Origin of the sequence: Streptomyces sp. NPDC001678, from assembly GCF_042892945.1 — a bacterium.
Classification (GTDB): domain Bacteria; phylum Actinomycetota; class Actinomycetes; order Streptomycetales; family Streptomycetaceae; genus Streptomyces.
Genome location: NZ_JBIAUP010000005.1, coordinates 261,667 through 287,246, shown reverse-complemented (window position 1 = coordinate 287,246; position 25,580 = coordinate 261,667). Strand labels below are relative to the sequence as shown.

The 25,580-nt window shown below is 72.9% G+C and carries 21 protein-coding genes and 1 tRNA gene; 5 read left to right on the top strand and 17 right to left on the bottom strand.

Going from position 1 to position 25,580, the window contains the following annotated elements; all coding sequences use genetic code 11:
* Positions 1 to 18: 18 nt before the first annotated feature.
* From cobA to ACFYZR_RS13065, 7 genes are all read right to left on the bottom strand, one after another.
* Positions 19 to 1,254 carry a uroporphyrinogen-III C-methyltransferase gene (gene cobA, locus ACFYZR_RS13095; RefSeq protein WP_391909211.1) on the bottom strand — a complete coding sequence of 412 codons (1,236 nt, stop codon included), beginning with the start codon at positions 1,252 to 1,254 and terminating at the stop codon, positions 19 to 21.
* A 171-nt stretch (positions 1,255 to 1,425) separates the two neighbouring features.
* Positions 1,426 to 6,216: a nicotinate-nucleotide--dimethylbenzimidazole phosphoribosyltransferase gene (cobT, locus tag ACFYZR_RS13090; protein WP_391909208.1), complete on the bottom strand. Its 4,791-nt coding sequence runs from the start codon at positions 6,214 to 6,216 to the stop codon at positions 1,426 to 1,428.
* A 237-nt stretch (positions 6,217 to 6,453) separates the two neighbouring features.
* Positions 6,454 to 7,701 carry a precorrin-6y C5,15-methyltransferase (decarboxylating) subunit CbiE gene (gene cbiE, locus ACFYZR_RS13085; protein ID WP_391909205.1) on the bottom strand — a complete coding sequence of 416 codons (1,248 nt, stop codon included), beginning with the start codon at positions 7,699 to 7,701 and terminating at the stop codon, positions 6,454 to 6,456.
* A 175-nt stretch (positions 7,702 to 7,876) separates the two neighbouring features.
* A complete protein-coding gene (locus ACFYZR_RS13080) occupies positions 7,877 to 8,542 on the bottom strand; it encodes a GNAT family N-acetyltransferase (protein WP_391909202.1) in 666 nt (221 codons plus the stop codon).
* 165 nt (positions 8,543 to 8,707) lie between these two features.
* The gene (locus ACFYZR_RS13075) at positions 8,708 to 9,580 is read right to left on the bottom strand and encodes a MetQ/NlpA family ABC transporter substrate-binding protein (RefSeq protein WP_391909199.1); all 873 of its coding nucleotides are present in this window, start codon (positions 9,578 to 9,580) and stop codon (positions 8,708 to 8,710) included.
* A 98-nt stretch (positions 9,581 to 9,678) separates the two neighbouring features.
* Positions 9,679 to 10,464, bottom strand: coding sequence for a methionine ABC transporter permease (locus ACFYZR_RS13070; RefSeq protein WP_391909196.1), 786 nt, complete (start codon positions 10,462 to 10,464; stop codon positions 9,679 to 9,681).
* Complete coding sequence (locus tag ACFYZR_RS13065; RefSeq protein ID WP_391909193.1) at positions 10,461 to 11,510, bottom strand: methionine ABC transporter ATP-binding protein; 1,050 nt, start codon at positions 11,508 to 11,510, stop codon at positions 10,461 to 10,463. Before ACFYZR_RS13065 ends, ACFYZR_RS13070 begins: the two co-directional genes overlap by 4 nt.
* Positions 11,511 to 11,981: 471 nt before the next feature.
* On the opposite strand from ACFYZR_RS13065, the gene ACFYZR_RS13060 reads away from it, so the two are divergent.
* Entirely contained in the window at positions 11,982 to 12,341 is a 360-nt protein-coding gene (locus ACFYZR_RS13060; RefSeq protein WP_391909190.1) for a hypothetical protein, read from the top strand.
* Between the two features lies 1 nt (position 12,342).
* On the top strand, positions 12,343 to 12,783 hold the full coding sequence (locus ACFYZR_RS13055) for a hypothetical protein (RefSeq protein WP_391909186.1): 441 nt from the start codon (positions 12,343 to 12,345) through the stop codon (positions 12,781 to 12,783).
* Positions 12,784 to 12,802: 19 nt separating this feature from the next.
* On the opposite strand, the gene ACFYZR_RS13050 is transcribed toward ACFYZR_RS13055, so the two are convergent.
* From ACFYZR_RS13050 to ACFYZR_RS13040, 3 genes are all read right to left on the bottom strand, one after another.
* Positions 12,803 to 13,315, bottom strand: coding sequence for a GNAT family N-acetyltransferase (locus ACFYZR_RS13050; RefSeq protein WP_391909183.1), 513 nt, complete (start codon positions 13,313 to 13,315; stop codon positions 12,803 to 12,805).
* Between the two features lie 49 nt (positions 13,316 to 13,364).
* Positions 13,365 to 13,871, bottom strand: coding sequence for a sigma-70 family RNA polymerase sigma factor (locus ACFYZR_RS13045; protein ID WP_391909181.1), 507 nt, complete (start codon positions 13,869 to 13,871; stop codon positions 13,365 to 13,367).
* Positions 13,872 to 13,964: 93 nt separating this feature from the next.
* A complete protein-coding gene (locus ACFYZR_RS13040; protein ID WP_391909178.1) occupies positions 13,965 to 15,140 on the bottom strand; it encodes a glycerophosphodiester phosphodiesterase in 1,176 nt (391 codons plus the stop codon).
* A 244-nt stretch (positions 15,141 to 15,384) separates the two neighbouring features.
* Here ACFYZR_RS13040 and ACFYZR_RS13035 point away from each other — a divergent pair, with 244 nt between their 5' ends.
* Positions 15,385 to 16,053, top strand: a complete 669-nt coding sequence (locus ACFYZR_RS13035) for a lysophospholipid acyltransferase family protein (protein ID WP_391909175.1) — start codon at positions 15,385 to 15,387, stop codon at positions 16,051 to 16,053.
* 34 nt (positions 16,054 to 16,087) lie between these two features.
* On the opposite strand, the gene ACFYZR_RS13030 is transcribed toward ACFYZR_RS13035, so the two are convergent.
* From ACFYZR_RS13030 to ACFYZR_RS13010, 5 genes are all read right to left on the bottom strand, one after another.
* Positions 16,088 to 16,912, bottom strand: a complete 825-nt coding sequence (locus ACFYZR_RS13030; protein WP_391909172.1) for an alpha/beta fold hydrolase — start codon at positions 16,910 to 16,912, stop codon at positions 16,088 to 16,090.
* Between the two features lie 199 nt (positions 16,913 to 17,111).
* Complete coding sequence (locus tag ACFYZR_RS13025; protein WP_391909168.1) at positions 17,112 to 18,665, bottom strand: MFS transporter; 1,554 nt, start codon at positions 18,663 to 18,665, stop codon at positions 17,112 to 17,114.
* Entirely contained in the window at positions 18,662 to 19,213 is a 552-nt protein-coding gene (locus tag ACFYZR_RS13020; protein WP_391909165.1) for a TetR/AcrR family transcriptional regulator, read from the bottom strand. The genes ACFYZR_RS13025 and ACFYZR_RS13020 overlap by 4 nt, the downstream gene beginning before the upstream one ends.
* A gap of 63 nt (positions 19,214 to 19,276) precedes the next feature.
* Entirely contained in the window at positions 19,277 to 20,725 is a 1,449-nt protein-coding gene (argH, locus tag ACFYZR_RS13015; RefSeq protein ID WP_391909163.1) for an argininosuccinate lyase, read from the bottom strand.
* A 98-nt stretch (positions 20,726 to 20,823) separates the two neighbouring features.
* Entirely contained in the window at positions 20,824 to 22,023 is a 1,200-nt protein-coding gene (locus ACFYZR_RS13010) for an argininosuccinate synthase (RefSeq protein WP_391909160.1), read from the bottom strand.
* Positions 22,024 to 22,201: 178 nt separating this feature from the next.
* Between ACFYZR_RS13010 and ACFYZR_RS13005 the strand changes: the two genes are divergently transcribed.
* Both ACFYZR_RS13005 and ACFYZR_RS13000 read left to right on the top strand, forming a co-directional pair.
* Positions 22,202 to 22,741 (top strand): Uma2 family endonuclease, encoded by a 540-nt coding sequence (locus tag ACFYZR_RS13005; RefSeq protein ID WP_391909157.1) that lies wholly within the window; start codon positions 22,202 to 22,204, stop codon positions 22,739 to 22,741.
* An 87-nt stretch (positions 22,742 to 22,828) separates the two neighbouring features.
* Positions 22,829 to 22,902: transfer RNA gene (locus ACFYZR_RS13000), tRNA-Pro, on the top strand.
* Here ACFYZR_RS13000 and ACFYZR_RS12995 read toward each other — a convergent pair.
* Positions 22,868 to 24,856 carry an FAD/NAD(P)-binding protein gene (locus ACFYZR_RS12995; RefSeq protein WP_391909154.1) on the bottom strand — a complete coding sequence of 663 codons (1,989 nt, stop codon included), beginning with the start codon at positions 24,854 to 24,856 and terminating at the stop codon, positions 22,868 to 22,870. The genes ACFYZR_RS13000 and ACFYZR_RS12995 overlap by 35 nt on opposite strands.
* Before the next feature lie 179 nt (positions 24,857 to 25,035).
* Positions 25,036 to 25,578, bottom strand: coding sequence for an arginine repressor (locus ACFYZR_RS12990; RefSeq protein ID WP_391909151.1), 543 nt, complete (start codon positions 25,576 to 25,578; stop codon positions 25,036 to 25,038).
* Between the last annotated feature and the right edge of the window lie 2 nt (positions 25,579 to 25,580).

Genomic DNA, 25,580 nt, shown 5'->3' with positions numbered 1-25,580 from the left:
GCGGTAACGGTCGGCCGGTCAGTCGCCGGTGCGCGGGCCGACCGTGACGACGTCGCCGATCACAATGACGGCCGGGGGGCGTATGCCCTCGGCCCGTACCCGCTCGGCCACGGTCTCCAGGGTGGCGTCCAGGCGGCGCTGGGCGGCCGTGGTGCCCTCCTGGACGACCGCGACGGGCGTGCCGGCCGGGCGTCCGTGACGCACGAGCGTCTCGGAGATCGCGCCGATGTTCTCTACGGCCATCAGCAGGACGAGGGTGCCGCGCAGCCGCGCCAGCGCCGCCCAGTCGGCCAGCGACCGGGGGTCGTCGGGGGCGACATGACCGCTGGCCACGGTGAACTCATGGGCGACCGCGCGGTGGGTGACGGGGATTCCCGCGACGCCGGGCACGCTGATGGAGCTGGAGATGCCGGGGACGACGGTGCAGGGTATGCCGTGCTCCGCCAGGGCCTGGACCTCCTCCATGCCGCGGCCGAAGACGAAGGGGTCGCCGCCCTTGAGCCGGACGACCGCCTTGCCGGCCTTGGCGTGCTCGACGAGGGCGGCGTTGATGGCCTCCTGGGCCATCGCCCGCCCGTAGGGGATCTTGGCGGCGTCGATGACCTCGACGTGCGGGGGCAGCTCGGCGAGGAGGTCACGGGGGCCGAGGCGGTCGGCGATGACGACGTCGGCCTCGGCGAGCAGCCGGCGGCCGCGCACGGTGATCAGGTCGGGGTCGCCGGGGCCGCCGCCGACGAGGGCGACACGGCCGCCGCCCGCGGCCCGGGCCCGGTAGTGCGGCGCGGCCAGCGAACCGTCGCGCAGGCCCTCCACGATGGCGTCCCGCACGGCGGCGGAACGACGCGGGTCCTGCCCGGTGAGCACGGCGACGGTGACGCCCTCGCTCCGGCCGGTGGCGGGCGTCCAGGCGGTGGCGGCGTCCGCGTCGTCGCTACGCACGGCCCAGACGCGGCGGGCCTCGGCCTCGGCGGAGGCCGCATCGTTGGCGGCGGGGTCGTCGGTGGAGATCAGGGCGTACCAAGCGCCGTCCAGGTCGCCGTCCCGGTAACGGCGGCGCTCCCAGCGCAGTTCACCGGCGTCGGCCATGGCCTCGACGGAGGCGGTGGCCGACGGGGAGACGAGCAGGACGTCCGCCCCCGCGGCTATCAGGGCGGGCAGCCGGCGCTGGGCGACCTGACCGCCGCCGAGGACGACCACATGGCGACCGGCAAGACGCAGTCCGACGGGGTAAGCGGCTTGTTCGGTCCGGGGCATGGCAGGTCTCCTCGTACGAAAGCGCTGGTGGGGACACCTTACGGGGTGTGCGGTTGTGGGCGATCGTTCCTCCCCCGGCTACCGCCGGGAGGTGCCCCCAGGCGGAACGGGCGGGCACAACCGGAACGACGGCCCGCACCCGAATGGGCAACCCCGGTGCGGGCCAACCGGTCAGCCCTTCTCGCTGACCCCCGCCGTGTCGAACGTCGCCACCTCATGCATCGCCCGCGCAGCACTCTGCACCACCGGCAGCGCCAGCAACGCCCCCGTGCCCTCGCCGAGCCGCAGGTCGAGGTCGACGAGCGGCCGCAGACCGAGCTTGGTGAGCGCGGCGACATGGCCGGGCTCCGCGCTGCGGTGACCGGCGATGCACGCGGCGAGCGCCTCCGGGGCGATGGCCCGCGCGACGAGGGCCGCGGCCCCCGCGCTGACGCCGTCCAGGATCACGGGCGTCCGCAGCGAGGCGCCGCCCAGGATCAGGCCGACCATCGCGGCGTGCTCCAGGCCGCCGACGGCGGCGAGGACGCCGATCGGGTCCTTGGGGTCCGGCTGGTGGAGCTCCAGGGCCCGGCGCACCACGTCGATCTTGCGGGCGTGCATCTCGTCGTTGATGCCCGTGCCCCGCCCGGTGATCTCGGCCGGGTCCGCGCCGGTGTAGACGGAGATCAGGGCGGCCGACACGGTGGTGTTGGCGATGCCCATCTCACCGGTGAGCAGCGCCTTGTTCCCGGCGGTGACCAGGTCGCGGGCGGTCTCGATGCCCACCTCGAGGGCGCGCATCGCCTCGTCGCGGGTCATCGCGGGGCCGATGGTGAAGTCGCTCGTACCGGGCCGGATCTTGCGCGGCAGCAGGCCGGGGGTGCTGGGCAGCTCGCCCGCGACACCCACGTCCACGACGCAGACCTCGGCACCGACCTGGTTGGCGAAGGCGTTGCACACGGCGCCGCCGCCCAGGAAGTTGGCCACCATCTGCGAGGTGACCTCCTGGGGCCAGGCCGTGACGCCCTGGTTGTGCACCCCGTGGTCACCCGCGAAGATCGCGACGGCCGCGGGCTCCGGGATCGGCGGCGGGCACTTGCGGGACAGCCCGCACAGCTGCGCGGAGATGATCTCCAGCATGCCGAGCGCGCCGGACGGCTTGGTCATCCGCTTCTGGCGGTCCCACGCCTCGCCGAGCGCCTTGGCGTCCAGCGGGCGGATGCCGCGCAGGGTCTCGGCGAGCAGGTCGTGCGGGTCCTCGCCGGGCAGCGCCCGGCGCCCGTACTCCTCCTCGTGGACCACCCACGACAGCGGCCGCCGCTTGGACCAGCCCGCCTGCATCAGCTCGGGCTCCTCCGGGAACTCGTCGACGTAGCCGACGCACAGGTAGGCGACGACCTCAAGGTGCTCGGGCAGTCCGAGGGCGCGGACCATCTCGCGCTCGTCGAAGAAGCTGACCCAGCCGACGCCGAGGCCCTCGGCGCGGGCGGCGAGCCACAGGTTCTCCACGGCGAGCGCGGAGGAGTACGGCGCCATCTGGGGCTGGGTGTGCCGGCCCAGGGTGTGGCGGCCGCCCCGGGTGGGGTCGGCGGTGACGACGATGTTGACGGGCGTGTCGAGGATCGCCTCGATCTTCAGTTCCTTGAACTGCTTGGCCCGGGCCTTCGGCAGCGACTTCGCGTACGCCTCGCGCTGCCGGGAGACCAGCTCGTGCATGGTCTTACGGGTCTCCGCGGAGCGGATGACGACGAAGTCCCAGGGCTGGGAGTGCCCCACGCTGGGCGCGGTGTGCGCGGCCTCGAGCACGCGCAGCAGCACCTCGGGCGGGACGGGGTCCCTCCGGAAGCCCTTGCGGATGTCGCGGCGCTCGCGCATCACGCGATGCACGGCGGCGCGCTCGGCGTCGGCGTAGCCGTCGGCGGGGTCGCCGACGGGCTCGCCTGCGGGCTCGCCTGCGGCGGGCTCGGGGGTGACGGTGGTGGCGGCGTCCGGCTGTGTGGGGGCGGCGGCGGTCGCGGTGCCGTCGGGGGCGGGCTGCTCGTTGCTGGCGGTGGGTACCTGCAGCACGGCGGTGTCGGAGGCGGCAGCCTCGGCCTGCGCGGTCGCGGTGCCATCGGTAACAGCAACGGCAGGCTGCTCACCGTCGGCCGCAGGTGCCTGCGGCGCGGCGATGTCGGCTACGGCCAGGGCGGCCTCGGCCTGCGCGGGCGCAGGCGCGGTGCCATCGGTGACAGCGGCGACGGGCTGCTCGCCGTCGGCCGCGGGGGCGGCCGCCGACGGGGCTGCGGCATCGGCCTGCGCGGGCGCGTTGGCGTCGATGCCGATGACGGCGGCGGCGTCGAGCTGCTCATCGCCGGCGGCGGGGACCGTCTCCGCGACGGGCTGCACGGGCGCGTTGCCGTCGGCGACGACAACGACGTCGGACTGCTCACCGCCGGTGACAGGAGCTGTCCCCGCGACGGGCGCCTGCGGCGCGGCGGCATCGGCCTGCGCGGGTGCGCTGCCGTCGGCAACGACAACGACGTCGGACTGCTCACCGCCGGTGACAGGAGCTGTCCCCGCGACGGGCGCCTGCGGCGCGGCGGCATCGGCCTGCACGGGCGCGCTACCGTCGGCCACGGCAACGGCGTCGGACTGCTCGCCGCCGGTGGCGGGGACCGTCACCGCGACGGGCGCCTGCGGCGCGGCGGCCTCAGTCTGCACGGGCGCGCTGCCGTCGGCCACGACAACGGCATCAGGCTGCTCACCACCGGTGGCAGGGGCAGTCGCCACGACGGGCGCCTGCGGCGCGGCGGCCTCGGCCTCCACGGGCGCGCTGCCGTCGGCCACGACAGCGACGTCGGACTGCTCATCGTCGGCGGCGGGGACCGTCACCACGACGGCCGGCTCCGGAGCACCGGCGCCATCGGCGACGACAGCGGGGGCGGCCGGCGATGCCGCGTCCCCGGCCTCGGGGGCGACGGCCGCCGGGGCGGACGCACTGCTGTCAGCGGCGGCGTCGGACTGCCCGCCTCCGGCAGTGGTTCCCTCCGCTGCCACGGGCGCTGCGGCCTGCGGCGCCGCGGCCTCAGCCGTCGAGGCGTCGGCCGCCTGCGCGGGCGCACCGCCATCGGCAGCGGTCCCGTCCGTCGTCACGGCGGGCGCGGCCTGTGGTGCAACTTCTTCCGTCGCAGAGGCGTCGCTGTCAGCGACGGCAACGGGCTCTACCGGGACGGGCTGCCCACCGTCAGTGGTGGCGGCAGCCTGCGACGCCGCGCTCTCAGCCGCAGGCGCACTGCCGTCAGCGACGGCAGCAGGCTGCCCGCTTTCGGCGGCGAAGCCGGCCTGCGATGCCGTGCCCTCGGGCGTACTGCCGTCGACGACGGCAACGGCGTCAGCGTGCGCCGGGACGGACTGGACAGCCGCCTCCGGGGCGGGGACAGCGTCGATCACGGCCTGCGGGATGGGGGCGTCGAGGAACGCCATGACACCCATGCCCCGCACCCCGGCGGGCGCACCCTGGGCGGGTGCGGGCTGCTGGGCCTCGGCGACGGGTCGCGCGGCGGCGTCCGCCGCCGGAACGGCCGCCGGGGCCTGCTGTACGGAGGCCGCCGGCTCGACGGTCTGGGCCGCCTCGGTCGCGGTGACCTCCACGACGACCTCGTCCACCTGCGCACCCGCAGGGATCTGCTCCGGCACGGCCGAGACGGACTCGTCCTGGGCATCGGCCACCGGCTCGGCAGCCGGAACAACCCCGGCCGCCGCCTCGGCCACCGCCTCGGTCGACGGCGCGTCAACGGGCGCGGCCACAGCCGGCTCGGCGGCGGCGTCAGCCGACGGCACGTCACTCGGCGCGACCGCGACCGCAGCAGCGGAAGCGTGCTCGGGCGCGACGTCCCCGGCTACCGTCCCGACGGCGGCCTCAGCCTCAGCCGAAGCCGTACCCTCCGCCGACGGCGCATCGTTCTGCTCGTTCTGCGCGACAGGAGCGCCCGCGGTGGCAGGCGCCTGCCCGGGCGCGGCGGCGTCGGCCGGCGCGTCGGCCGGAACCGTACCGGCCACGACCTCGGCAGACGGCACGTCACTCGGCACGGCAGGCGCGCCCGCAGCAGCCGCGACCACACCGGCCCCAGCCGAAACGGCATCCGCCGACACGGCCTCAGACGCGGCGCCATCCATCAGCGCCACCCCGCCCACAGGCGTACCCCCTGGCGGCGTCGTCGCCACTCGGTCGACGAGGGCCTGGGCCGCGCCGGGGGCGACCGTCATGACGGGGGCGGGCTCGGGGACGCGCGGGGCGGGGACGCCGGATGTGGTGGGCGGCTGGGGCGTGGCGGCCGAGGCGCCGTCAGGTGCCGTCGCCGGGCCGCCGGCGCCTATGTCGTGGGCGGCCGCGACCGCGTCGGCCGCGTGCTGCGGCGGCACGAAGGCCACCGGCGGAACGTCCACCGGCGGGGCCTCCACCGGCGGAACGCCCGCCTGGGGAACGTCCGCCACCGGAACGTCCGCCGACGCGGCCTCCGCCAGTGGCACGTCCCCCGGCGCCACGTCCAGGTATTCGACGCCGCCGACCGGCGGCGCCGGCGGGCGGGCCGGGGAGCCGACGGGCTGCTGCGGGGCGGCGGGGCCGCGGTCGGCGAGGGAGCGGACGACGCCGCTGTTGGGCTCCGGCACGGGCGGGCCCAGGTGGAGCGGGCGGCGCGGCGGCGCGGGCGCGGCGGCCTGCGCCGGGGTGCGCACGCTCGTGTAGTCGAGGGAGCCGGTGTCACGGCCGCCCGTCTCGTGCGTACCGCCCTGGGCGGCGGGCTGCTCGCTCCAGGCGCCCTGGGCACCCGGCATCAGCAGCAGGTCGTCCTCGTCCGCGGCGTCGTGGTCGAGGTAGGCGTAGGCGGTGGGATCTCCGGGGTCGGCAGGGGCCGTGCCATCCGCGGGAAGCGGATGGCCGGGCAGTGCGCCTGCGTTCTCCGGCTGTCCCTCGTCCGGGAACCGGCCGGTGTCGGTCATGCGTACCCCTCGCCCATCGGTAGTGCTCCTTCCAACCGCTCACGCCCACGAAGAAGAACGAGCGCGTGTACGTCGCGGCACGTTGTGTACCGTCCGGTGCCACCCTGCCCTGTACGCGCCAAGCGGGCGGCGCGTTCGGGGCATTGACGGCTGTGGTGTCGGACACCGAGGCGATCGGGGCGACCGGGGCGGCTGCACAACGATCCGCCAGCCTACCCTCCGCACGGTCGCCCGTTCTCAAGGGTGCGTACGACGGCCACTCAGAAGGAAGGCTACGGCGCGCTCCCGCTCCGTCCAGGCGCTTGTGTCCAACTCCACTGCTTGGAGCAGCGTGCACTCCACGGCGTATCCGCCCTCCGCGAGCGCCCTCCCGATGGCCTCGGCGTCGTCGCGGGTGGCGGCGTGGGCGACGATGCGCTCGGGGCGGCGGTCCGCGCAGGCGGCCACGACGGGGGCTCCCCCGCCGCCGACCCGGACGACGTCGGGCTCCGGCAGGTCCTCCAGGACATGGGGGGCGACGCCCTGGACGACCTGGAGCTGGACGCCGTAGCGGCGGGCGACGGTGGTGGTGCGGCGGCAGGCCGCGGGGTCGCGGTCGACGGCGATGACGGCGGCGCCGAAGCGGGCGGCCTCGACGGCCGCCGCGCCGCTGCCGGAGCCGATGTCCCAGACGAGGTCGCCCACGCGCGGGCCGAGCCGTGCCAGTTGGGCGGCGCGCAGCTCGGTGGACTCCCCCTCGCCGAACCCGTCGGCGGAGGCGTCCGTGCCGCCGGCGTCCCCACCGGTCGTATAGGCGTCCGCCGGCAGCGCCCAGCCCCGCAGGGCGGGCGGATAGCCGGGGTCGCGGCCGGCGATCCAGCCGCCGCGGCCGGTGGGGGCGCCGAGGCCGCCGATGACGATGACGACGTTGGGGTCGCGCCAGGTGTGGTCCGCGGCCCGGTCGGAGGTGACGACGGTGACCTGTTCGCGCTCGGTGCCCAGTTCCTCGCAGATGACGAAGGTGCGGTGGACGGGGCCGAGGAGGAGGGCGAGCTCGGCGGGGCCGGCGCCGGGCGAGGTGAGGACGGCGACCTTGGGGTGGGCGCGGCAGACGTTGACGGCGCGCCGCAGGTCGCGGCTGTGGGCGACGACGACCTGGGCGTCGTCCCAGGGCATGCCGGCCCGGGCGAAGGCGGTGGCGACGGAGGAGACGGCGGGCACCACCTCGACCTCCAGGCCGTGCTCGGGGGCGCGCAGGGTGCGGACGACGCCGAAGAAGCCGGGGTCGCCGTCGGCGAGGACGACGGCGGAGCCGCGGTGCCGGGCGATGCGACGGGCGGCGAGGTCGACGCTGCCGAGGCGGACGCGCTCGGCGTCGGCGGGCACCTCGGGCAGGGCCAGGTGGTGCGCGGCGCCGGCGACCAGGGTGGCGGCTCCGAGGGCGGAGCGGGCCGCGGCCGTCAGCGGTGAGCCGTCCCACCCGATCACCGTGACCCGGTCGGCCATCGTCGTCAGTCTCCTGGGGCTCGTCGGGGGCGGATCGCGGGGTGGGGCGCGGGATGGATCACGGGGTGGGGCGCGTGGCGCGTTCGCGGGGTGGGTGCCCGTAAACGGGCAGGGCGAACGGGCAGGGTGAGCGTACCCCGGCCGGGTACCCGTCCGGGCGCGGTGGCGGGGGTGCTCAGCGCCAGTCGTGGAGCGCGGAGGCGTAGCCCCCGGCGGAGGTGTAGTCGTATCCGCCGCCCGCCCGGGGCTCCTGGAGCTCGTCGAGGTCCTCGGGCAGGAGGCTCCAGATGAGGAGGTCCGTCCGGGACTCGGTCCAGCCGGCGCCGCCCTCGGTGCGGCTGCGCGCTATCCAGGCGCTGCGCAGGACGCCCTCGCTGACACAGCCGGCCTTCTGGGCGACCTGCTGGGCGGCGGTGTTGTCGGCGGCGGTGCGCATCTCCAGGCGTTCGAACTTCTGGTCGCGGAAGAGCCACTCGGCGGCGGCGAGCACGGCTTCGCAGGCGTAACCCTCGCCCCGGGCCCAGGGCGCGGTGACATAGGCGACCTCGGCGGTGAGGGTGCGCCAGTCGGTGTTGCGGAGGTGGAGGGTGCCCACGAGGCGCTGGGTGAGGAACTCGGCGACCGCAAAGACGATTCCGCGCCCGGAGAGGCGTTCCGAGGGGGCCCGGCGCAGCGCCCAGTCGCGGGCGTCGGCGGTGGTGTAGGGGTAGGGGGCCGAGGTCCAGGCGGTGACGAGCTCGTCGTTCATCATCTCGGCGAGCGGGGGGATGTCCCCGGCCTCGAACGGGCGCAGCACCAGCCGGTCCGTACTGATGGAGATGTCCGGAAAGGTGGAAGTCATGCGCTGCTCCAACGCCGCGGCGGGTGGGCTCGAGTGGTACGGGGCGGGCCCCGGGTGCACCAGCATGCAGCATGTGCGGGCGGGTGCGCCAAGCGCCAGGCCCCGCGCACGGGCGATCGTGTGCGCGGGGCCTGTGTCCATACGGACGGCCGAGGTTACAAGGTGTCAGCTCGCGACGGGACCGAAGGCGGGGATCACGGCGCCGTTGCTGAACTTCTGCTCGATGAACTTCTTGACCTCGTCCGAGTTGAGGAGCTTGGCGAGCTTCTCGATCCGGGGGTCCTTCTCGTTGCCCTTCTTGACCGCCAGGAAGTTGGCGTAGGGGTTGCCCTCGGCCTTCTCCAGGGCGATGGCGTCCTTGGCGGGGCTGAGCTTGGCGCTGATGGCGAAGTTGCCGTTGATCACCGCGGCGTCGACGTCGTCGAGGCGGGAGGGGATCTGGGCGGCCTCGAGCTCGGTGAACTTCACGCCCTTGTCGTCCGCGACGTCGGAGAGCTTGGCGGCGGCGCCGACGCCGTCCTTCAGCTTGATGACGCCGTTGTCGGCGAGGAGCTTGAGGGCGCGTCCCTCGTTGGTGGCGTCGTTGGGGACGGCGATGGTGGAGCCGGAGCCGAGGTCGGCGACCTTCTTGCCCTTCTTGGAGTAGAGGCCGAGCGGCTCGATCTCGACGTTGACGACCGGCACGATGTCGGTCTTGTTCTTCTTGTTGAAGTCGTCGAGGTAGGGCTTGTGCTGGAAGAAGTTCGCGTCGACCTCGCCGTTCTGGGTGGCGGTGTTGGGCAGGACGTAGTCGTTGAACTCCTTCACCTCCAGCTTCAGGCCGGCCTTGGCCGCGAGGTTGTCGCGGACGAAGTTGAGGATGTCGCCGTGGGGGGTGGGGCTGGCGGCGACGACGAGCTTGGCGGCCGGGTCGGCGTCCTTGCCCTTCTTGGAGCTGCCGGAGGAGGAGGTGTCGGACGGCGCGCTGCAGGCACTCAGGCCGAGGGTCAGGGCGGCGGCGGCCGCGACGGCGGCGGTGAGCTTGACGGTGGTACGCACGAAGAGTGCCTTCCTTGCTTGGTGTTTCTCGGGTGCCCCGGTACTGACGCCCGGCAAAGGGTCCGGGCTCCGGGGAGTCTGGTGGGGGGTGGTGCGGGTCAGACCGCCTTGTCCAGGACGGCCTCGGGCTCCGCGACGCCCGTGGCCGGGGTCGTGGCGGCCGCGGCGGCGGGCTCGCGCCGGGCGGGCAGGAGGCGGCGGAGGCCGACGGGGGCCGCCTGGCGGCCGCCGCGCGAGGCGAGGCGGCGTACGGCGAGGTCGCCGGCGATCTGGACGACGGTCACGATGGCGATCAGCAGCAGGATGGTGACGTTCATCAGCGCGTCCTCGCGCCGCTGGTAGCCGTAGGTGATGGCGAGGTTGCCGAGGCCGCCGCCGCCGACCGCGCCCGCCATGGCGGAGTAGCCGATGAGGGTGATGACGGTGGTGGTCAGGCCCGCGAGGAGGGAGGGCAGGGCCTGCGGGAGGAGCACCTTGAAGATGATCGTCCAGGTGCCGCCGCCCATCGACTGCACGGCTTCGACCAGTCCGTGGTCGACCTCGCGGACGGCGGTCTCCACCAGCCGGGCGAAGAAGGGGATCGCTCCGATGGCGAGCGCCACCACGGCCGCGCTGGGGCCGATGGAGGTGCCGACCACCATCCGGCTGAAGGGGATCAGCCAGACGATGAGGATGATGAAGGGCAGCGAACGGCCCAGGTTGAGGATCGCCCCGAGGACCTTGTTGACCGCGACGTTCTGGAGCAGGCCCCCGCGGTCGGTCAGGACGATCAGCAGGCCCAGCGGCAGACCGCCGATGACGGCGTAGACGGTGGACCACCACACCATGAAGAGCGTGTCGAGACACGCGTCGCGCAGCAGTGGCTGCATCTCGGCCCAGGTCACTTGGCACCTTCCTTAAGGAGCGAGTCGGCAGGCGCCGGAGTCTTCACATCCGCCACGTCGACCTGGAGGCCCTGCTCGCGCAGGAAGCCGATCGGGACGACGTTCTCCTCGAACCGGCCGGGCAGCTCGATGCGCATCCGGCCGACCTGCTTGCCGCAGACGGTGTCCATCGCGGCGCCCAGGATCGAGATGTCGATGTTGTAGGTACGGGAGAGCTGGGAGATCACGGGCCGGGCCGCGGCGTCGCCGTGGAAGGTGACGTCCACGACGGTGCGGTCCGGGCCGGAGGGCTCGCCGCCGACCGGGAACAGCTCGGCGGCCAGCTCGGAGCCGGGGGTGGCGAGCAGTTCGGAGACGGTGCCGGACTCCACGACGCGGCCACCCTTCATCAGGGCCGCGGAGTCGCAGATGGTCTTGACGACGTCCATCTCGTGGGTGATCAGCAGGACGGTCAGGCCGAGCTGCTGGTTGAGGTCGCGCAGCAGCTGGAGGATGGAGCGGGTGGTCTCCGGGTCGAGCGCGGAGGTCGACTCGTCGGAGAGCAGCACCTTGGGGTCGCCGGCCAGGGCGCGGGCGATGCCCACGCGCTGCTTCTGGCCGCCGGAGAGCTGGCCGGGGTAGGCCTTGGCCTTGTCGGCGAGGCCGACGAGGTCCAGCAGCTCCAGGGCCTTGCGCTCGCGCTCCTTGCCGGAGACGCCGAGGATCTCCAGCGGCAGCTCGATATTGGCCTGCACGGTCCGCGAGGAGAGCAGGTTGAAGTGCTGGAAGACCATGCCGATGCGGCTGCGTGCCTTGCGCAGCTCGGCGCCGGCCCGCTGGCCCCGCCCGGCGAGGGCGGTGAGGTCCTGGCCGGCGACGGTGACCGTGCCGGAGGTGGGGCGCTCCAGGAGGTTGACGCAGCGGATGAGGGTCGACTTGCCGGCGCCGCTCTGGCCGATGACGCCGTACACCTCGCCCTCACGGACGTGGAGATCGACGCCGTCGAGGGCGGTGACCTCGCGGCCTCGTGAGCGGTAGACCTTTGTCAGGCCCGTAGTGGTGATCACAGGGGTTTCCGTCACTGTCGAGTGCGCGACGCGATGGCGCCGGCACGGGAATTCATTGCGGAACGCGGCATCGATAGGGCCCTGGCGAGCGCGTGGGGCTCGGGCTCAGGGGCATCGGGTGACGCGGGGGCGGCGCGGCTCCCTACGGCGGTTCGCCGGACGGGGTGCGCTACGGGGTCTCGCTTCGGGGCGCGAGGCACAGGGGCCCTCAGCAGTCACACATTCGACACATACGACGAGCAGCACCGGGCGTCGTGATCGCCTCGGTCGCAAAGATGCGGGTGCTCGTCGTGGTCATGCGGGCAAGTAAAACAGAAGCACGTGCGAATCGGCCAAGCCTGTCCGAATACCGGACGCGATCTCTCGCTCCCTGGACCGCGGGGGCGCGCGCGAGGGGCCCGTACGGGGCGTTTAAAGTCGTCCCATGCCTGTCTCGTCCCCTTCGCACACCCACGTCGCCCGGGGGTCCCGGTGCTCGACGCGCTGACGCTCGCGGCCGGTCTGGCCGCTCTCGCGCTGGCCGCCTGGTGCGGTTTCGCCTTCGCCCGGGACGAGCCGACCAAGGACTGGCACTTCATCGGCATGGCCGTGGTCTCACTGCTGGCGCTGGTGCAGCTCGTCATCGGTGTGGTGCGGCTGTCCGGCGGCGAGAAGCCGGCGCAGGGCACGGCGATCTTCGTGGCCTATCTGCTGGGCGCGGCGGCCGCCGTTCCCGCGGCGGGCTTCATGTCCCTGGCCGAGCGGACCCGCTGGGGCTCGGCCACCGTGGCGGCGGGCGCCGTGATCCTGGCCGTGCTGGAAGTGCGGCTCTACGACATCTGGGGAGGCTGACATGTCCGAGCACACGACCGACATGTCCGAGCACACCGACGCGGGCGAGCGGTCCGGCTTCGACCTCGGCCAGGGGCCGGGCCGGCTGCTGGTCTGGCTCTACGGCGTCTTCACCGTCGCGGCGGCCTCCCGCTCGATCGTCCAGATGATCATGGACTTCGGGCGGGCGCCGCTCGCGTACGTCCTGTCGGCGGCCGCCGCCGTGGTGTACGCCTTCATCACGTACTCGCTGGTGCGCGGTGGCGGGCGGGCCCGCAGGGCGGCGCTGGTGTGCTGCGCCGCCGAGCTGGTGGGCGTGGTGACCGTGGGCACCTGGACGCTGCTGGAGCCGTCCGCCTTCCCCGACGCCACGGTCTGGTCGGACTACGGCATGGGTTATCTCTTCATCCCGGTCGTCCTGCCGGTGACCGCGATGGTCTGGCTGCGCCGGGCCCCGCGCTGAGGCCCGGCACGGCCCGGCGTCAGGCGCTCGTCACCAAGGCGGGCGCCCCGGCGGGCCCGGCCTCCTTCTCCAGGGTGGCGGCGGTGAGGTCCCGCCCGGCCGGCTCGGCGCCGGTGCGGGTGTAGCCCCACTTGCGGTAGAGGCGCAGGCTCCCCTCGCCGCGCCGGCCGGTGGCCAGCCGGAACCGCTTGGCACCCCACTCCCCCGCCAGTTGCTCCTCGATCGCGGCGAGCAGCCGCCCGCCCAGGCCGTGCCGCCGCAGCCGGGGGTGGACGATCAGCCCGGTGATGACGGCCGTCCCCTCGGTGTCGACGGCTGCGCGGACGGAGCCGACGACCTCCTCGCCGAGCCGGGCCACGAGCACACAGCCGCGGCCCAGTTCGGCGCGCAGGTCGTCGAGCGTCTGCGTCAGGGGTTCGATGGTGTAGTCGCCGTGGAGCTCCGCCTCGCTCTGGTAGCAGAGGTACTGGAGCTTGAGGATCTGCTCGGCATCGTGCTCGGCCGCGGCCGAGATGGTCACGCTCATGCCCATGTGCGCACGCCTCCCCTTGCTGGGTCGCTTGATGCTCCTTTCCCCCGGGTCAAGGAGCTGCAATCTCTGCCATGAGCATTCTGCGCAGGCATCCCAGGCAACGGGAACGTACGGGCCCCAAAGATCCTTGTGACATTCCCAACTTCCCTGCGATTTCACGGTAGGTCGGGTCGTGGCCCGAGAGAAGCGCGGAAATCAGCCGAGGGCAGCGGCCGGGCAGCCGACGGATCGCGGCCCACAGCTCGCGGCGGGACTCGGCGGCCAGCACGGCCTGTTCCACCCCGGAGTCCACCCGCCCGCCGGGTGCCGGGGCGGCCTCGGCGGTGGGGTCGTAGAGCACCTCCCGCCGGGCCCGGCGCAGGGCGGCCCCCACCTCGGCCCGGACGGCCGCCGCTAAGCGCGCGGTGGGTTCCCCGGCGCGGCGCTCGCTCAGCAGCCGCACCCAGACGGACTGTTCGAGGTCGGCCGCGTCCAGGCCCGCGGAGTGCGCCTCGGCGGCGCACTCCGCCTCGAGCAGGGGGGCGAGCCGGGTCAGGAGATCACTCTGAGTGGTCATGCGGGCGGGGACGCCGGTCTCCGACCCACCGGTTTCCGGGGTACCCGGAATTCACCCGTCCGGGTGTGGTGGGTCGCCCGAACGGCCCCGACGTCACCCCTTGCGGAACGCGTCCCGCGCCATGGCCGCCGTGTCGCAGTTGTCGGAGAATATGCCGTCGATGCCCGTCGCGAAGTACGCCTTGAACGCGCCGAACGCGTCGCCGTAGGCGTTGGGGTCCGTGCCCCGGCGGAAGTCGGCGGGCAGGAAGCTGTTCTCGTTGCGCATGGTGTACGGGTGGAGGATCAGCCCGGCACCGTGGGCGTCGCGCACCAGCGTGGTGGGCTTGGTGAGCCGGTCGTTCTTGTCCCGGGGGATGATCAGGTTCACCCAGGGGCCGATGCCCTGCGCGAAGCCGGAGACCCACTTGAGGCCCTTGGGGGTGATGAGGTCGGCGACGGTGCGCGGGTCCTTCGCCTCGACGAAGTCCCAGGGGCGGGTGGGCAGGTCGTCCAGCAGCAGCACCTTGGGGCAGTCGAGGCCGAGCCGGCCGAGCCGCTGGAGGCTGCTGGGCTCGAACGACTGGAGGAAGGTGTAGCCATTGCGGCCCGAGCGGCCGTAGCGGCGCAGCAGCTTGGCGAGGGGCTCCTCCAGGCCCAGGCCGATCTTGCGGAAGTACGTGGGGTGCTTGGTCTCCACGTGCAGCCAGATCCGGCGGCCGCGCTTGCGGCCCTGCGCGTCGGCCCACTTGAGGACCTCCTCGAACGTCGGCACGTCCCAGCGGCCGTCGTAGAGGGTGTTGTGCTGGCGGTTGCCCGGGATGCGCTCCTTGGCGCGCAGCGTCTTCAGCTCCGCGAGGGTGAAGTCCTCGGTGAACCAGCCGGTGTGCTTCTCGCCGTCCACGGTCTTGGTGGTCTTGCGGGAGGCGAACTCCGGGTGGTCGGCGACATCGGTGGTGGCGGTGATGTCGTTCTCGTGCCGGCAGACGAGGTGGCCGTCCTTGGTCGGCACGACGTCCTGCTCGATGACGTCCGCGCCGCCTGCGAGGGCGTACTCGTAGGAACCGAAGGTGTGCTCGGGCCGGTAGCCGCAGGCGCCGCGGTGACCGATGACGGTGGGCACGGGCAGGTCCTTGAGCGAACCCCCGTGGCCGCGCCCGGCCGTGAGGTCCGTCTCCCGCCCGGCCGCCATCGCCGGAACCGCTCCGCCGCCGAGGGCGACCGCCCCCGCGCCGAGGGCCGCCGCGGCCCCCAGCACCGTGCGCCTGCCCGGCCGCTGCTCCTGCTGCATGTCTCTCCTTCTGTGGTGCTGATGCCGTGTGGTGCCACGGCTGTGCCGTGGGCTGCTACCCGGTCGGCCGATCGTATGCACGTCCGACTTCCGGGTTGAAGAACGAATGCGGAACGGAGTGGAAAGTCACGTCAACACTCTGTTTCGACTCGGTCAACCCCGCGTGCACAAGAGGCGTACCCGCGAGTATCGTCATCGACCGCGCCCCGCGCGCCCGTCCCGCACATCACGACCGGAGGGTCCGTTGTCCCGCATCCTGCTCAAGGCGTTCCTCGGATTGCTCATGCGCGTCCTGTACCGCCCGAAGATCGAGGGGGCCGGGCACATCGCGGAGAGCGGGCCGGTGATCCTCGCGGGGAACCACACCACGTTCGTGGACTCGCTGTTCCTCGCCCTGGTCGTCAAGCGCCAGGTGTTCTTCATCGGCAAGGACGAGTACGTCACGGGCAAGGGGCTCAAGGGCCGGCTGATGGCGTGGTTCTTCGGCGCCTCCGGGATGATCCCGGTCGACCGCGACGGCGGCAACGGCGGGGTGGCCGCGCTGATGACGGGCCGTCGGGTGCTGGACGAGGGCAAGATCTTCGGCATCTACCCCGAGGGCACCCGCTCCCCCGACGGCCGTCTCTACCGCGGCCGCACCGGCATCGCCCGGCTGACGCTGATGACGGGCGCCCCGGTGGTGCCGTTCGCGATGATCGGCACGGAGAAGGTCCAGCCCTCCGGGAAGGGCCTGCCGCGCATCGCGCCGGTGACGGTGCGCTTCGGCGAGCCGCTGGACTTCTCCCGCTACGAGGGGATGGACCGCGACCGCTATGTGCTGCGCGCCGTCACCGACGAGGTGATGAGCGAGGTCATGCGGCTCTCCGGCCAGGAGTACGTGGACATGTACGCCACCAAGGCCAAGGCGGCCTGACGCCCGGCCGGCCGCCGCGCGGGGACCGTCGCGGCTAGCCCAGGCAGCGCGGCTGGAACGCCGGGTCGGCCGGGCCCTTGCGCCCGAGGGCGTTCAGCACCCACTGGGCGACGACCGGGTCCTTGGTGGCCTGGTCGTGCATGAACGGGTCGAGCGGACACTTGTCCTGGAGCACGACATTGCTGAGGTGCTCGGCCGGGCCGGTCAGCAGGGCGCTGGTGTAGGGGACGACCACCTCGTCGTGCCGGGTGGTGATGACGGTGTAGTCGGGCCCGGCGGGGGTCTCGTCGCCCTCGTTGAGCTTCTTGAGCAGGTCCGAGCCGACGCGCTGGTCCAGGCAGGACGGGCAGAAGGTGTAGCCGAACGGGATGGCCAGCGGGTTCAGCGTGCCGTGGTTGGACGGGACGATGCCCACGAGGTCGTCGACCTTGTCCGCGCCGCCGAGGAACTTCACGTAGTAGCGCGGCATCATGCCGCCCTGGCTGTGCCCGACGATGTCGACCTTGGCGGCGCCCGTGGCGCCCCGCACGGCCTCGACGAAGTCGCGCAGCTCGGCGGCGGCCTGCGGGATGGGGTCGGTCTCCATGTGCCCGTAGTTGAAGGCGAAGACGCAGTAGCCCGCCTCCTTGAGCTTCGGGGAGAGCTTGGCCCAGTTCTCCGCCATCAGCTTGAACGTGCCGTTGACCAGCACGACGGGCTGCGGATGCGCCGAGTCCGGCTTGCAGGACCAGTCGTTGGCGCCCTTGGGCGGGACGTCCAGGACCGAGGCGGAGGCCGGGGAGGCGGTGAGCCCCATGAGGCTCAGGGCCGCGGTGGCCGCGGCGGCGACCAGGAACCGTGCGGTGGTACGCAGACGCATGTGGGGGATTCCTTTGAACATGGCGTCGCTGCTGCGGACGCCTTCGTCCGAACCTCGTTCGACAATGTCGACCGGTGGACGTGATGTTCTCGGGTGTGTCAGGAGTGCGTCAAGAGAGTTACTCGCCGGTAAACGTCACATGGGCCGGGGCTTGCCACCCCGGCCCATGTGGTGTTTGCTCATCCGAGCCCATGCCTGCTCAGCCGCCGTACCCTTCCTCCAGCCGCTGTCCGCGCAGCAGGAACCAGGCCGCGACCGCCGTCACCAGCAGCACCAGCGCACCCACACCGGAGGCGATCCGCAACCCCTCGACGAACGCGTCCTGCGCCGAGCCGAGCAGCGCCGCGCCCGTGTCCGCGGGCAGGGTGGCGGCCGACTCGACCGCGCCGCCCAGGGACTCCCGCGCGTCGCCCGCCGCACCCGCCGGGACCCCGGCCGGCACGGTGAACCCGCGGTAGACCCCGGTGACGATCGTGCCGAGCAGCGCGATGCCCAGCGCGGCACCCAGCTCGTAGGCCGTCTCCGAGACCGCCGAGGCCGCGCCCGCCTGCTCCTTGGGCACGCTGGAGAGGATCACGTCGGCGGTGACGGTGAAGGAGAAGCCCGCCCCGATGCCGACGACGAGCAGCGCCGCGCCCAGCACCGGGTAGGCGGTGTCCGCGCCCAGCGCGACCAGCGCCGCCAGCGCGAGCCCTATCGCCCCGAGCCCGCCGGCCACCACCGAGCGCACCGAATAGCGCCGGGCGGCCTGCCCGGCCAGCAGACCGGCCGTCACCGCGCCGATGGCGGCGGGCAGCTCGGCCAGTCCCGCCTCCAGCGGGCTGCGGTCCTGCACCAGCTGGAGGAACTGGGAGAGGAAGAAGACCATCCCGGACAGCCCCAGCACCGTCAGCAGGTCCGCCAGGACCGCCGCCGAGAAGCCCCGGTGGTGGAAGAGCCGCATGTTCAGCAGCGGCGAGGACAGCGTGAGCTGCCGCCGTACGAACCACACCAGCGCCCCCGCGCCGACGACGGCCGAAAGGGCGATCGGCCAGCCGAAGCCGTTGGTGGCACCCTCCTTGATCGCGTAGACCAGGCCGATGATGCCGGCCATCGACAGCAGCACGCTCGGCAGGTCCCACGGCCCCGGGGCGGGGTCCTTGGACTCCGGCAGCAGCTTCGCCCCGACGAGGACGAGCACGGCCATCACCGGCAGGTTGATCAGGAAGACCGAGCCCCACCAGAAGTTCTCCAGCAGGAAGCCGCCCACCACCGGGCCCACGGCCGCACCGGCGGAGGCCATGGCACCCCAGATACCGATGGCCAGGCTGCGCTCCTTGGGGTCGTGGAAGATATTGCGGATCAGCGCGAGCGTCGAGGGCATCAGCGTCGCGCCCGCCACGCCCAGCAGCGCCCGCGCCGCGATCATCATCTCCGGGCTGGACGCGTAGGCGTTGAGCACCGACACCGCGCCGAACGCCACGGCGCCCGTCAGCAGCAGCTTCTTGCGGCCCACCCGGTCGCCCAGGCTGCCCATGGAGACGAGGAGTCCGGCGATGACGAAGGAGTAGACGTCACCGATCCACAGCAGCTGGGTGCCCGACGGGCGCAGGTCCTCGCTGAGGAACGGCGTGGCGAGCCCCAGAACGGTCGCGTCGACGGCGACGAGCAGGACGGCGAGGGCGAGCACGGCCAGCGCCAGCCAGCGCCCCGGGCGCGGCGTCTCCACCGGCGCGGGCGCGCCGGGCGCCGGGCCGGCGGTCCGGGCGCTCACCGCTCGGCCCTGCGCTGCGCCCCGCCGAGCAGGAGCTCGGAGACCATGCGGGTGAGGTCCTTGGCGGCCACCCGCCCATCCTGCACGGCCCACGCCCCGGAGGCGATCAGCCCGTACAGCGCGTCGGTGAGCCAGGCGGGTGAGAGGTCGACCCGGAAGGCGCCCTCCTCCTGGCCGCGCAGGAAGAGCGCGTGGACACGGGCGTCGAGGCGGTTCCAGCCCTCGTCGATCTCGCCCTCGAAGAGCTGGTTCTCGGTGTAGAGGAAGGACATCAGACCGGCGGCCTGCTCGGCCTTCCCGATCAGGCGGCGCACGGCCTGCGCCGCGTCTCCCTCGTCCAGCCGGGCCTCGTCCAGGGCCCGCTCGAACTGCTCGATGCCGTGCTTCTCCAGAGCCCGCACGAGCGCGTCGCGACCGGCGAAGTGACGGTGGAGGGTGGCGCGGCTGATGCCTGCGGCCTTGGCGATCTCGTCCATGGAGGCGGTCCCCTTGCGGGGGAGCAGGGCTGCGGCTGCTCTCAGTACATGCTCGCGGCGGTCAAGGCTCATGAGACGACCATAACCCGGATGAGACGTGAATGTCTCACACGAATTATGGTCGTCTCAAAACGATCATGCGTGTCGCGCATCCGCCCAGGCGCGCTGAACCGCCAGATCGGCCTTGACCTCCTGGAGCTGGACCGCCACGGCCGAGGGGGCCGTACCGCCCCGCCCGCTGCGCGAGGCGAGCGCGCCGGGGACGCTGAGGACCGTGCGGACCTCGGGGGTCAGATGCGGGGAGATCGCGGCGAAGTCCTCGTCGCTCAGCCCGTCCAGCTCGATGCCGCGCGCCTCGCACTCCTTGACACACTCCCCCGCGACCTCGTGCGCCACCCGGAACGGCACGCCCTGCCGGACCAGCCACTCGGCGATGTCGGTGGCCAGCGAGAACCCTGCCGGCGCCAGCTCCTCCATCCGCTCGCGGTGGACGGTGAGGGTCGCCATCATCCCGGTGAAGGCCGGGAGCAGGACCTCCAGCTGGTCGCAGGAGTCGAAGACCGGCTCCTTGTCCTCCTGGAGGTCGCGGTTGTAGGCGAGCGGCAGGGCCTTGAGGGTGGCCAGCAGCCCGGTGAGGTTGCCGATCAGCCGCCCGGACTTGCCGCGCGCGAGCTCGGCGATGTCGGGGTTCTTCTTCTGCGGCATGATCGAGGAGCCGGTGGAGAAGGCGTCGTGGAGGGTGACGAAGGAGAACTCCTTCGTGTTCCAGATGATGATCTCCTCGGCGATCCGCGACAGGTCGACGCCGATCATCGCCGTGATGAAGGCGAACTCGGCGACGAAGTCCCGGGAGGCCGTGCCGTCGATGGAGTTCCCGGACGAGCCCCGCTCGAAGCCGAGGTCGGCGGCGACCGCCTCCGGGTCCAGCCCGAGGGAGGACCCGGCGAGCGCGCCCGAGCCGTACGGCGAGACCGCCGTGCGCTCGTCCCACTGCCGCAGCCGCTCCGCGTCCCGGGACAGCGCCTGGACGTGGGCGAGCACATGGTGGGCGAAGAGCACCGGCTGGGCGTGCTGGAGGTGGGTGCGGCCCGGCATGGCGACGTCGGGGTGGGCCTCCGCCAGCCCGACCAGCGCCTCCTGGAGATCGGCGATCAGCCCGCCGATGATCCGCGCGTGGTCGCGGAGATACATCCGGAAGAGCGTGGCGACCTGGTCGTTGCGCGACCGGCCGGCACGCAGCTTGCCACCGAGCTCCGGGCCGAGCCGCTCCAGCAGGCCGCGCTCCAGGGCGGTGTGGACGTCCTCGTCGGCGACGGTGCCGGTGAAGGTGCCGGCGGCGACGTCGGCCTCCAGCAGCCCGAGGCCCTCGATCATGCGGGTGAGCTCGTCGTCCGTCAGCAGCCCGGCCTTGCGCAGCACCCGGGCGTGGGCGCGGGAGCCGGCGATGTCGTAGGGCGCGAGCCGCCAGTCGAAGTGGACGGAGGCGGACAGCTTCGCCAGGGCCTCGGCCGGCCCGTCCGCGAACCGGCCACCCCACAGCCGCACGTCACCGCCGTCGGCGGGGGGCTGCGATCCGGTGGTCATCGTCGATTGCTCCTCTGCGCGATGGGGTGCGTGCGGTGCCGTCGCCTCCCCGGTCCTTCAGGGCCGGGGAGGCGACGGGTTGGGGGGTGGCGGGCGGACTAGTGGGCGGCCAGGTCCCGCTTGGCCGCGATCTTCGAGGACAGACCGAAGATCTCGATGAAGCCCTTCGACATCGACTGGTCGAAGGTGTCGCCCGTGTCGTAGGTGGCGAGGTTGAAGTCGTACAGCGACTTCTCGGACCGCCGGCCCGTGACGACGGCCCGGCCGCCGTGGAGGGTCATCCGGATGTCACCGGAGACGTGCTCGTTGGCCTCGGCGACGAAGCCGTCAAGCGCCCGCTTGAGCGGGGAGAACCACAGGCCGTCGTAGACCAGCTCGGCCCACCGCTGCTCGACCTGCCGCTTGTACCGGGCGAGCTCGCGCTCGACGGTCACGGCCTCCAGCTCCTGGTGCGCGGTGATCAGCGCGATCGCGCCGGGCGCCTCGTAGATCTCCCGGGACTTGATGCCGACCAGCCGGTCCTCGACCATGTCCAGCCGCCCGACGCCCTGGGCGCCGGCCCGCTCGTTCATCTGCTGGATGGCCTGGAGCACGCTGACGGGCTTGCCGTCGATGGCCACGGGGACGCCCTTGTCGAAGGTGATGACCACCTCGTCGGCCTCGCGGGGGGTGGCCGGGTTGGCCGTGTAGTCGTAGACGTCCTCGATCGGGGCGTTCCAGATGTCCTCGAGGAAGCCGGTCTCGACGGCGCGGCCGAAGACGTTCTGGTCGATGGAGTACGGCGACTTCTTGGTCGTCGCGATCGGCAGGCCCTTGGCCTCGCAGAAGGCGATGGCCTTGTCCCGGGTCATCGCGTAGTCCCGGACGGGGGCGATGCACTTCAGCTCGGGGGCGAGGGAGGAGATGCCGGCCTCGAACCGCACCTGGTCGTTGCCCTTGCCGGTGCAGCCGTGGGCGACGGTGGTCGCGCCGTGCTTCTTCGCGGCGGCGACGAGGTGCTTGACGATCGTGGGCCGGGAGAGGGCGGAGACCAGCGGGTACCGGTCCATGTAGAGGGCGTTGGCCTTGATCGCGGGGAGGCAGTACTCCTCGGCGAACTCGTCCTTGGCGTCCGCGACCTCGGCCTCGACCGCACCGCAGGCGAGCGCGCGCTTGCGGATGACGTCCAGGTCCTCGCCGCCCTGACCGACATCCACGGCGACGGCGATGACCTCGGCGCCCGTCTCCTCGGCGATCCAGCCGATGGCGACGGAGGTGTCAAGGCCGCCGGAATAGGCGAGTACGACGCGCTCGGTCACGGGGGTTCTCCTTACGGTGCGGTGCGCTGTGCGCTGCGCATTCATGCGCTGGTGGGTATAACTATGCAGTGCGGCGCATGTTTCGTCAATAGCTCGGGAGGGTGAATCGGTCACGAGTGGATGTCGGCGAGCCGGTCTACGATGCGACTATCGAGGGGCCCAGCCAGGGAGGTTGTCCATGACCGTGCAGACCGATCGGCTGCACAACGCGATCGACCGCGCGGCGTCGGTGATAGAGGGCTTCAAGATCGAAGCGGTGGGGGATCGGATCATCATGACGCCGCAGAGCAGCGTCCAGAGCGAGACCATCGCCGACGTCATCGCTGCGGCGAGGGGAGTCCTCGGCAGGGGGCGTGCGTACAACGACGTGACGTTCACCTTTCCGGGCGAGCCCGAACGCTGCCCCGACGTGGCCATCGTCGAAGAAGGCGCGCAGGAGACCTACTCCTACGAGGACCTGCTGGCCGCCATCGAAGTCGTGTCCTCGAAGTACGACAAGAACGACTACGTGATCAAGACGGAGCAGTACGCCCGTTTCGGCGTCCCCATCTACCTCATCATCGACCCGTTCCGTGGCGAGTGCGATCTGCTCACCCACCCCGTCGACGGCAGGTACGCCAGGCGCGCTCTGCACAAGTACGGCGACACCATCCACCTCGAGCTGGCCGACGGCAGCGAGGTCGACATCCCCACGAACACCTTCGACCGCAGGCGCTGACCCCCCGGATTTGGATCACAGCCCGGAACAGGATATTTTCTTTCTGCACGCCCCACCGGGAAGAAAACCCCGGAGGGAACGTCGCACCGGGACGTGGCGCAGCTTGGTAGCGCACTTGACTGGGGGTCAAGGGGTCGTGGGTTCAAATCCCGCCGTCCCGACGGTGTGAAGAAGCCTCTGATCAGCGGGAAACCGCAGATCAGAGGCTTCTTTCGTATGCAGCTGCAGCAGGGCCCCGGCCACCGCATCCGCGTCCCCCAGCGTCACCGAGTCCACGCCCGGGCGGATGCCCGCCGCCGTGACCCAGTGGACGGACTCCGTGGGCACCCCGAGGGCGAAGCGGCGCGGGTGGGGGCGGCCCGTGGCGTCGAGCAGGTGGCACGGGCGGCCGGTGACGGCGAGCCCGCCCGTGACGTAGTCGGTGCCGTCGCCGCACGGGATGCGGTGGGCGCGGCACTGGCCCGTGGCGAGCAGGTGCCGCAGCAGGGGGTCGGCCGTGCGGGCCAGATCCGGCTCGGGCAGCCGGGCCTCGATCAGGACCCGGCCGCGCGCCCCCGCGCCCGGCACGTCCGACTCCAGGACGAAGGCCCCGGCCTCCGTGCGCACCCGCGCGCCCGGCCCGACGACGCTCAGGATCCCCGCCTCGATCAGTGCCGCCATCCGCTCGATCCGGTGGGCGGGCGGGCCGATGGAGAGGAAGGCGTTGAGCGGGGTGTACCAGCCGTCGAGGTCGTCACGGTGCGAGTCGCCGAGCAGCCCGCCGTGGTCGACCAGTTGCCGGATCTCGTTGCGCAGGTCGCGCAGGACGTCGAGGGCCGCCTTGAGGGGGCCGCTGACATTGCCCGCGCGGGCCTCGGCCACGTCACGGGCGAGATGGCCGAGCAGCCAGTCCCGTAACTCCGCCGGGCCCCCGAAGCGCAGGCCCGCGCAGGGCCGGGCGACGCGGTCCCAGTCCCAGCGGTCGGCGCGCCCGATGCCGTACCGGGCGAGGACGTCCCGCTCCGCCGCCCCGCGCGGGGCGGCGAGATAGCGGTCCACGAACTCGGCGAGCTCGCGCTCTCCGCTCCCCCGGCGGCGCAGCAGGGCCTCGTAGTAGACGCACTCGGCCTCCTTGGCGATCAGCGGCCACAGGTCGGCCCGGAAGTCGAGGCGCCGGCCGGCGTCGGCGCGGGCGCGCAGCCGGGCGAGGGTGAGCGGGGTGAGCAGGCGGGGGCGGTGGCGGCCGTGCGCGCCCTTCTCGTTCTCGCCCCGCGCGTGGTACGGGACGCCGCGCCGGGAGCCCGCGTGGAGGAGGGGTTCGCGGCCCGAGGGGCGGTAGACGAGGGAGCCGCCGGTTCTGACGAAGGTGCCGCCCCGGCCCTCGGTGAGCAGGGCCATGTGGTCGAAGAAGGTCAGGCCGAGGCCCCGTAACAGCACGGGCTCCCCCGGCCGGACGGCGGAGAGGTCGACGTCGGCTGGGTTGGCGGGCGGGATGTGGAGCAGGCCGTGGGCGTCCGCGAAGGAGGTCAGGGCCGCCTCGGCGTCCGTCGGGCGCGTGGGCAGATGGCCCTGGCAGAGGACGACGGCGTCGAGACCGCCGAGGAGGGTGCCGTCGTCCAGGCGGACGGTCTGCCGGGCGGGGCCGACCGCGTCGTCCGGCGTGTCGTCCAGCGCGACGGCGCGGGCGCGGTGGACGTGGACGGAGACACCCGTGGGGGCGCGGCGCACCACCCGCCGGAAGACCCACTCCAGGTAGTGCCCGTAGAAGGCCCGGGTGGGGTACGAGTCCGGGCCCAGCCGGCGGGCCTCGGCGCGGACCGCCGCGTCGGCGTGGGGGCGGGAGCGGGCCCACGCGTAGAGGCTGGGGCCGGGTTCGAGCGGCCCCGCTATCCGCACTCCGGCGTCGGTGAACATGGTGATCTGCGATGCCACGGTGTTCATCAGCAGATGGCGCGACTGGCCGGTGCGCCAGACGCCGCCTGAGCCGGGGCGTCCGGGGTCGACGAGGTGGACGTCCATGGCCCGGGGCGGGCCGGCGGCCGCGGCAGCCCGGGCGTTGGCGCACAGCCGCTCCAGCACCGACAGGCCGCGCGGTCCGGCACCGATGATGCACAGCGTGAGGTCGTCGCCGGTCACTCGGCGCGCTCCCTTCGTCGAGAGGACGTTCCTCCGGCGCAGGATGCCGTCACCGGCTCCCTCGGCGTGCGCTTTCGCCGGAGTTCGAACGTTCCCCTCGACGGGGGGAGTTGAGCGTGGTACCACGCTGCGGGCCGTGGGGGCTTGTCGCGCAGTTCCCCGCGCCCCTGACGGGGCTCTCAGCGTTCCTTCTGCGCCAGCCTCAGCAGATGGTCCGCCAGCGCCTGGCCGCCGCTGGGGTCACGGCTGATCAGCAGCACCGTGTCGTCACCGGCGATGGTGCCGATGATCTCGTGGACGCCCCCCTGGTCGATCGCCGAGGCGAAGAACTGGGCGGCGCCCGGCGGCGTCCGCAGCACGACCAGGTTGGCCGAGGCCTCGGCCGAGATCAGCAGCTCGCCGGCGAGCCGGCCCATCCGGGCCTCCGACGCGGACTCCCCGAGGGGGGCGCGCGGGGTGCGGTCGCCGCCCTCGCCCGGCACCGCGTAGATCAGCTCGCCGCCGGTGTTGCGGATCTTGACGGCGCCGAGCTCGTCGAGGTCGCGGGAGAGCGTCGCCTGGGTGACGGAGAGTCCGTCGTCGGCGAGCAGCTTGGCGAGCTGGCTCTGGGAGCGGACGGCCTGCCGGCTGAGGATGTCCACGATTCGGCGGTGGCGTGCGGTGCGGGTCTGCGGCACGGCCTGTCCGCCGTGAACCGGCTCGGTCTCCTGCGCCTCGGTCATCT